5 protein-coding genes are annotated in these 8,246 nt (G+C 61.0%); 3 read left to right on the plus strand and 2 right to left on the minus strand.

Annotated features, from left to right (window positions below; all coding sequences use genetic code 11):
- Positions 1 to 51 precede the first annotated feature (51 nt).
- From BN1125_RS10420 to glnE, 3 genes are all read left to right on the plus strand, one after another.
- Complete coding sequence (locus BN1125_RS10420) at positions 52 to 387, plus strand: hypothetical protein (RefSeq protein ID WP_042012228.1); 336 nt, start codon at positions 52 to 54, stop codon at positions 385 to 387.
- Positions 388 to 644: 257 nt separating this feature from the next.
- Positions 645 to 1,988: an NCS2 family permease gene (locus BN1125_RS10425; RefSeq protein ID WP_042012241.1), complete on the plus strand. Its 1,344-nt coding sequence runs from the start codon at positions 645 to 647 to the stop codon at positions 1,986 to 1,988.
- A 163-nt stretch (positions 1,989 to 2,151) separates the two neighbouring features.
- Entirely contained in the window at positions 2,152 to 5,025 is a 2,874-nt protein-coding gene (gene glnE, locus BN1125_RS10430; protein ID WP_042012229.1) for a bifunctional [glutamate--ammonia ligase]-adenylyl-L-tyrosine phosphorylase/[glutamate--ammonia-ligase] adenylyltransferase, read from the plus strand.
- A 171-nt stretch (positions 5,026 to 5,196) separates the two neighbouring features.
- Here the strand turns inward: glnE and BN1125_RS10435 are convergent, their stop codons facing one another.
- Both BN1125_RS10435 and BN1125_RS10440 read right to left on the minus strand, forming a co-directional pair.
- Positions 5,197 to 7,392 carry an AsmA family protein gene (locus BN1125_RS10435; protein WP_042012230.1) on the minus strand — a complete coding sequence of 732 codons (2,196 nt, stop codon included), beginning with the start codon at positions 7,390 to 7,392 and terminating at the stop codon, positions 5,197 to 5,199.
- A gap of 138 nt (positions 7,393 to 7,530) precedes the next feature.
- Positions 7,531 to 8,031 (minus strand): NUDIX hydrolase, encoded by a 501-nt coding sequence (locus BN1125_RS10440; RefSeq protein ID WP_042012231.1) that lies wholly within the window; start codon positions 8,029 to 8,031, stop codon positions 7,531 to 7,533.
- Between the last annotated feature and the right edge of the window lie 215 nt (positions 8,032 to 8,246).

The following is an 8,246-nucleotide window of genomic DNA, read 5'->3' on the forward strand; positions in this document are numbered from 1 at the left end:
CCGATGGCTTACAATCCAAGACAGATACCTTTTATGCATGGATGTAGCAAGATGACGACCCCGCCCACCACAGAGAAGAAACTGACCATCCAGATACGGGTCGAACCGGGCTGTCTCGGGCCGGACGGCAAGGCGCACATCGAGACCTTCTGTGCCGCCGCCGCCAGGATCTTCGCCGCCGTGGAGCCAGAGCTGGTGAGCTGGACCCTGCAGCCCCGCTATGACAAGCAGCTGCCGGAACAGGAGTTCTTCATCGACGGCCGCAAGCTGAGTGAGGAGCAGGCCAGCCTCTTCCTGCGCCGCATGGGGCGGGAACTGGGAGAAATGCAGGACAAGCTCGACTCCGTGCTGGCCCAGCTGGTGGATCGTTACTTCAAGACCCTCTGACCCCCCCCAGCCCCTCAAGAGGTTCTCCAGCGAGAACTTTTTTATTTTCGATGGGAAAACGTTTGAATTTTTGCGCTATTCATTGATCTGCCTCGCAGATCCGGGGTTTGTAAACGGCGCCGCCTGTGTAAAAATGTGCGCGCCGTCACGGTACCAGGATGAGTCTGGTTATTTAACCACCAGAAAGCGGGCGTCACTCCCCCATGGAGGATGCCCCGCTCCTGCTGCTTATTTCACGTCACCTATTGGAATCCAACATGAATCAACCACACCAGGCCCCCGCACAGGCCGCCGGGCAAGGATTGCTTGAGCGTCTGTTTGCCCTGCAAGGCCATGGCACCAACGTCCGCACCGAAGTGATCGCCGGCATCACCACCTTCCTGACCATGGTCTACATCGTCTTCGTCAACCCGCAGATCCTTTCTGCGGCCGGTATGGACACCCAGGCCGTTTTCGTCACCACCTGCCTGATCGCCGGTATCGGCAGCATACTGATGGGGCTGTTCGCCAACCTGCCTATCGCCCTGGCCCCCGCCATGGGCCTCAACGCCTTCTTCGCCTTCGTGGTCGTCGCGGGCATGGGCTACTCCTGGCAAGTGGGCATGGGCACCATCTTCTGGGGTGCCATGGGCCTGCTGATCCTCACCCTGCTGCGGGTGCGCTACTGGCTTATCGCCAATATTCCGCTCACCCTGCGGGTCGGCATCACCGCCGGTATCGGTCTGCTGATCGCCCTGCTCGGTCTGCACAACGCCGGTATCGTGGTCGCTAGCCCCGCCACCATGGTGACCGTCGGCAACCTCACCTCCCTGCCCTGCCTGCTGGGGCTGCTCGGTTTCTTTATCATCTGCATCTTCTCCGCCCGTGGCGTTCACTCCGCCGTGCTGATTGCCATCGTGGTCACCACCACCCTGGGCTGGCTGTTTGGCGATGTCACCTTCAAGGGCTTCGTCTCCATGCCCCCCAGCATTGAGCCTGTCTTTGGCCAGCTGGATCTGATGGGCTCGCTCGACATCAGCCTGGCGGGGATCATCTTCTCCTTCATGCTGGTCAACCTGTTCGACTCTTCCGGCACCCTGATTGGCGTCACTAACCGCGCCAAGCTGGCCGATGACAAGGGCCACTTCCCGCGCATGAAGCAGGCGCTGATGGTCGATAGCGTCAGCTCGGTTGGCGGCGCCTTTATGGGCACCTCCTCGATCAGCACCTATATCGAGAGCAGCGCCGGCGTCGCCGTTGGCGGCCGTACCGGTCTAACCGCCATCGTGGTCGGCATCCTGTTCCTGCTGGCGATCTTCTTCTCCCCGGTTGCCGCCATGGTACCGCCCTATGCCGCAGCGGGCGCCCTCATCTATGTGGGCGTGCTGATGTGCTCCGAGCTGACCCGGGTCGAGTGGGAAGATCTGACCGAAGCAGTACCGGCCTTTATGACCGCAGTGATGATGCCATTCACCTTCTCCATCACCGAGGGGATCGCCGTCGGCTTTATCTCCTACTGCGTGATGAAGGCGGGCACCGGCCGCTGGCGCGAGATCAACCCCTGCGTGCTGGTGGTCGCCCTGCTGTTCGCCCTCAAGTTCGTCTGGGTCGACAGCCACTGATTGAGCGTCACAAAAGAAAACGCCCCGACACGACGTCGGGGCGTTTTTTTTATTTGCCGGATCATGCTTCTCGCCCCTGCGCTGTGACGCGGGGGCCCGACAGTGCTAGATTGGCAGCCAGCCTTTTCACCCAGCAGCTTCGTCAACCACAAGGATGGCAACCGTGGCCCAGCACTCTCCCTCTTTTTCCACTCTTTCCCCCTTGCTGCAAGCGCAGGCCCATCGCCACTGGCAGCGACTGCTCGAACTGGCACCAGACTACGGCGACCTGTCCGAGGCAACCCGGCAGCTCCTGCTCACCCAGCTCGCTCTCTCCGATTTTGTCGCCGATTCCCTCTTCAAACAGCCGGCATTGCTGACCGAGCTGCTTGCCTCCGGTGATCTCGAACGAACCGAACGCTGGCCAGCTTACCAACACGATCTGACCGCCCTGCTCGCCGAGGTGAGCGATGAAGAGGCGCTCAAGCGCATCCTGCGCCAGTTCCGCCGCAGCCGCATGCTGGTGATCGCCTGGCGCGAACTGCGGGGTCATGCCGAGGTCGAAGAGAGCTTTATCCATCTAACCAAACTGGCGGATGCCCTAATCTGCAGCGCCCGCGACTGGCTCTACACCAAACAGTGCAACGAGCTGGGCACCCCGATGGATGGCGACGGCAACCCGCAACCGCTGCTGATCCTCGGCATGGGCAAGCTCGGCGGTGGCGAGCTCAACTTCTCCTCGGACATCGACCTTATCTTCACCTTCCCCGAGAACGGCTACACAGTTGGCGGGCGGCGCGAACTCGCCAACCAGCAATTCTTTATCAAGCTGGGGCAGCGCATCATCAACGCCCTCCACCAGCCCACTCAGGATGGTCAGGTGTTCCGGGTCGATATGCGCTTACGCCCCTTTGGAGATGCGGGGCCGCTGGCCATCTCCTTCGCCGCCATGGAGGATTACTACCAACATCACGGTCGCAACTGGGAGCGCTACGCCATGGTCAAGGCGCGCGTGCTGGGGCCCCAGTGCGAGCACGCGGTCGAGCTGGCCGAGATGCTGCGCCCCTTCGTGTTTCGCCGCTATATCGACTTCGGCGTCATCGACGGTCTGCGCCAGATGAAGGCAATGATCGCCGCCGAGGTGCGCCGCAAGGGGCTGGAGGGCAACATCAAGCTGGGGGCTGGCGGCATCCGTGAAGTGGAGTTTATCGCCCAGGCGCTGCAGCTTATTCGCGGCGGTCGTGAACCGGCGCTGCGGGTGCGTCACCTGCCGGAGGCGCTGGCCGCCATCGCTCAGTGCGGCGCCCTCGAATCCGCCCATTGCGACCGCTTGCTGACGGCCTATCGCTTCCTGCGCCGGGTCGAAAACATCTTGCAGGAGATCGGCGATCAGCAGACCCAGACCCTACCCACCGAGGAGCGGGATCGCCAGCGGCTCGACGCCGCCCTCGGCTTTACTGACTGGGGCGCCTTTATGGCTCATCTGGACGAGGAGATGGCCGCCGTCCACCAAGAGTTCGCCGCCGTGGTGGGGGAGGAAAAAGAGGCTCCCGCCCATCTGGAACAGCTCTGGCTCGATCTCTGGCGCACCGAGCTCGACGCCGCCGAGCTGGAAAAACTGCTGGCCACGCAGGGGGTGGAGGACCCCGCCTCGCTCTGCGCCGCCCTGCTGCGCTTCAAGGAGGAGTACAAGCGCCGTCAGGTGGGCCCGCAGGGGCGCATCGCGCTGGACTGGCTGATGCCTGAGCTGCTGCGACTGGTGGTCGCCAGCGAGCAACCCGCCCGTCTGTTCGAGCGAGTGTGCGAGCTGCTGACCCGCATCTTCACCCGCAGCGCCTATTTGCAGCTGCTGGCAGAGAACCCGGGCGCCCTGCGCCAGCTGGTACGGCTGTGCGACGCCAGCCATCTGGTGAGCGAGCAGTTGGCCCGCTACCCCATCCTGCTGGACGAGCTGCTCGATCCCCAGCACTTATACCACCCTACCCCGCTCGATCAGTACAAGCCCCAGCTACGCCAGTTCCTGCTGCGCATCCCCGAGGAAGACGTGGAGCAGCAGATGGAGGCGCTGCGCCAGTTCAAACAGGTGCAGCTGCTGCGCATCGTGGCGGCCGACATCGCCGGCGCCCTGCCGCTGATGAAGGTGAGCGACCACCTCACCTGGCTGGCGGAGGCGATCACCGAGGAGGTCGTCAATCAGGCGTGGGCCCAGATGAGCGAGCGCTACGGGGTGCCACCCGAGGTGGCGGTGAACGGCCAGCGTGGCTTTGCGGTGGTGGCCTACGGCAAGCTGGGCGGTATCGAGCTCGGCTACGGATCGGATCTCGATCTGGTGTTCCTGCACGGCGGCGATCCCAACAGCTATACCGACGGGCGCAAGCCCATCGACAGCCGCCAGTTCTACCTGCGCCTGGCGCAGCGGATCCTGCACCTGTTCAGCACCCGCACCCCGTCCGGGATCCTCTACGAGATCGATATGCGGCTGCGCCCCTCCGGTGACTCCGGGCTGCTGGTCTCTTCGCTGTCGGCCTATGAGCAGTATCAGCAAAACGAAGCCTGGACCTGGGAGCATCAGGCACTGGTGCGGGCCCGCCCCATCTATGGCGATGAGGCGGTGATCGCCGAGTTTGCCCGCATCCGCCGCGCCGTGCTGGCCAAAGAGCGGGAGCTGCCGCTCCTGGCCCGCGAGGTGCGCGAGATGCGCCAGAAAATGCGGGATCATCTGCTCAAGGCGGGTGCTGGCGAGTTCGACCTCAAGCAGTCCCCCGGCGGTATGGTGGACATCGAGTTTATCGCCCAGTACCTTGTGCTGGCCCACGCCTGCGACGAACCGGAGGCGCTCACTCGCTGGTCCGATAACGTGCGCATCTTCGATGAGTGTGTGATGGTGGGAGTTCTGCCCCTGGAGCAGGCCGAGGAACTGAAACAGGCCTACCTGGAGATCCGCAACCTCGGCCATCGCCTCAACCTCTCGGAGATCTCCCGCAAGGTGAGCAACGATCAGTTGCAGAACGAGCGCAGTCATGTGCTCGGCGTCTGGCAAACCCTGCTGGGGGAGTAATTCCCGCCGGCGACAATGAAAATGAGCCCACCTGAATTGCTTCAGGCGGGCCTTATTTATAGATCTGTCAGACCAACGTACTGCTCGATATGATGATGGCAGAACGCTCCCCAACATAAGAAGAGCCCGCACGGCGCGGGCTCTGTATGGCGATAAAACAACAGGGTAAGGTTATTTGAACAAGCCCTTGAGCAGCTGATCAGCAACCCCCTTCACCCCTTCGTTGTCGGCCTTGTCACCCAGCAGTTTCTTGATACCCCGCTCGGCCTCCTTGCGCGCCTTCTCTTCCAATATCTTGTTGTTCTGCAGCAGCGCCTTCACATCTAGCTGATAGCTGGGGGCTTGCCAGTGGCCGCCGATACGCACCGGAATGGTGATCTCCTTCAACTCATCCACATCCTTGCCCCCCTGCCCCTTGCTGCTCTCGACGATGGAGGTCAGGAACAGGAGGTCGAGTGTCTCGGGCACCAGTGCCGTTTGCCCTTGGCCATGAACCCGCAGTGCGGGGGCAAACAGCTGGATATCCTTGCTTCGGGCAATGCCATCAGCAATCTGGAAGCTGGCGGTCAGGGCGCTGAAGTCGGTCTTGCGCACCTCTTTCACCTGATCCACCCCCTTACCGGTCAGGGTCGCTCGCGCCTTGCGGATCATCTCTGCCAAGTTAATGCCGTGCAGGGCTCCGTCGCTCAGCTTCACTGTGACCTTGCCCTGCATCCCGTTGCGCAGCGCCAGCGCGGAAAGACCTCGCCCCTGTACCTGCACATCCAGATCGCCCTTGCCCTCCAGCAGATCGCTCTGGGCCAAGGTCTGCAGCAAGGGACGAATGTTTACCCCAGCCACCTGCTTGTGCAGCTTGTAGGTGGCTGGCTGCTGGCGTGCATCGAGTTCGCCTTTCGCCGTCACCAGCCCGCCCGCCACGTTAGCTTTGAACTGCTTGAGAGTAAGCAACCCCTTGGTCAGCGCAACTTGCAGGTCAACACTACCCAGATCCAGCCCTTTCAGACGCAGGCTGCCGAGTTGCAACCGACCATCCAGCCCCCCCTCTCTGAGCGCGCCCAAATCCGGTTCAACAGTAGCAAAGGCTTCGCGCTTGCCGGTTGCAGCTTGATTGCCACTTGCTGCGGTATTCGAAGCACCGACCGCCGGTTTCTCCTCTTTCGCCTGTGCGATCGTAGCCGGTTTCTCCTCTTTCGCCTGTGCGATCGTAGCCGGTGTCGATTTGGCGAGCCATTTGTCGAGATCCAGCGTCTCCCCCTTGAGATCGAAGGTGAGCGCGGGAACAGCACCAAGCTGCACGCTTCCATCACCACTCAACAGCACCTCATCGGCACTCATCACCAACTTGCTCAAGGTAATCAACTGCTTGTCGAGTTCTACGCGGGCAAAACCGGCCAGTTTCAGCTTCATCTCCGGGCGCGGCAGCGCATCACCTTCCAACGCGGCTGTCAGCACCATATCGGAGAGTTCGGCAAGCTTCATCTCTTTATCGAGCCGCCCCTTGAGCGAACCCTCCAGCGAGCCAGCCAGTGAAGCTTGTTGCCCCTCTACCTTGGCACCTTTTAGCGCCAACGTGAGGTTGCTCCACTCACCAAGAGCCAGTCGATCTCCCTTGATGGAAAAACTGTCGAGTCGCAGGGACGGGTCACTCAGGCTGCCACTGAGGCTCAAGTCTTTCAGTTCACTAGCCATCACCTCCTGCGCCAGCTTGATCTGGGCCTGCCCCTTGATATCGAAAGCGAGCTTGTCGGCACTTCCCTTGGCCGCCAGCGTCACGGGTACCCACTGATCGGTGGCCAGCTGCCCCATATCGAGATCGAGACGATCCAGTCGCAGCGAGGTGCGGCTGCGATCATCCTGTACCAGCGCACTGGCCTGGGAGAGCGCGACACCCTGCAAGCTGATCTGCCAGGGCTTGCTATCAGCGGTTGGCGCAGGGGTTGGGGGGACGACCGGTTCGCTTGCATCAGCAGTGGCATCTTTGATCAGTCCGCTCAGATTGGAGCTGCCATCCGCCTTGGTCTGGATAAAGAGATGGGCGCCACTCAAGGTAACCTTGCCGATCTCCAGACGATGGGAGAGCAGCGGCAACAGGGCCACCGAGGCCTCCCCCTGTTCGAAACGAACGAGATCCGGCTCGGCAAAACCGTCCGGATTGCGCAGGGCGACCTGCTCCAGCGAGAGGCCGAGGCTGGGCCAGAAGCGCCAGTCCATCTCCCCCGCCATCACCAGCTCCCGGCCCGTGCTCTTGCGCACCAGCTCTGCCAGTTGGGGCTTGAACTGGTTTGGGTCGATAAGGCTTATCAGCGTCACTATGGCCAGCAAGGCCGCCACGGCCAGGCCAAGCAAGATGAGAACTATCTTCTTCACGATATGCTCCTTGAATCCGGATCCATTGCTGACTATACCACTCACCGCCTGACGGATGGCACCTGTGGACGAAAAGCGGACAAGGATGAGACAGGGATGGTCGCAGCCAATCCCCACCGTCATCCGCAAGAGTCTGGCTTATAAAGAGAATTGTTGCAGCCGCACCATCGCGGTTCGCGTCGATTCGAAAGCAAAACGGGACAAGGGGGTATCGCTGATCTTCAGCCACTGGCAAGCAGCCACATCGTCGGCCGGCTGGATGACCGGTTTTTCACTCAGCCTGATGGCGAAAAAGATGTCACAGGTATCATAGGTGACGCCATCGTAGGGATAGATATTGGGGAACGAACCAAGATAAGTGCAAGGTTGAGCGCTGACATCGAATCCCAGCTCCTCCTGCAACTCGCGCACCAGCGCCCCCTCCAACGACTCGCCGGGATCGACAAATCCCCCCGGCAGATCCAGCAATCCCTCGCCCGGATTGCGGGCACGCACCGCAACCAGCACCTCGTCCTGCCAGCAGATCGCCACCATCACAGCTGTCGCGACATTCTGGAAAAAATGAAAACCGCAGCCACAACGATACTCTTTGGGACTGACGCACTGCAGGGTTTGACCGCCGCATTTTGGGCAAAACATGGGCCATCTCCGACGGACGAAATAAAGCGCCATTTTACGCCGTTAGGGCCGTTTTTATGAGTAAAACAGACGGGAAGATAAGGAATTTAGGGGGTAATCCCCTTACTGATCCCCTCATTTTTTGAGACTCAAATAATCCCAAATGTGCGAGAAGGGGAGGATAAATTTGACCAATTTTCAGGCGATTTGCTGAATATCAGCCAATAAAAAACCCC

Origin of the sequence: Aeromonas fluvialis (assembly GCF_000819885.1) — a bacterium.
GTDB lineage: Bacteria > Pseudomonadota > Gammaproteobacteria > Enterobacterales > Aeromonadaceae > Aeromonas > Aeromonas fluvialis.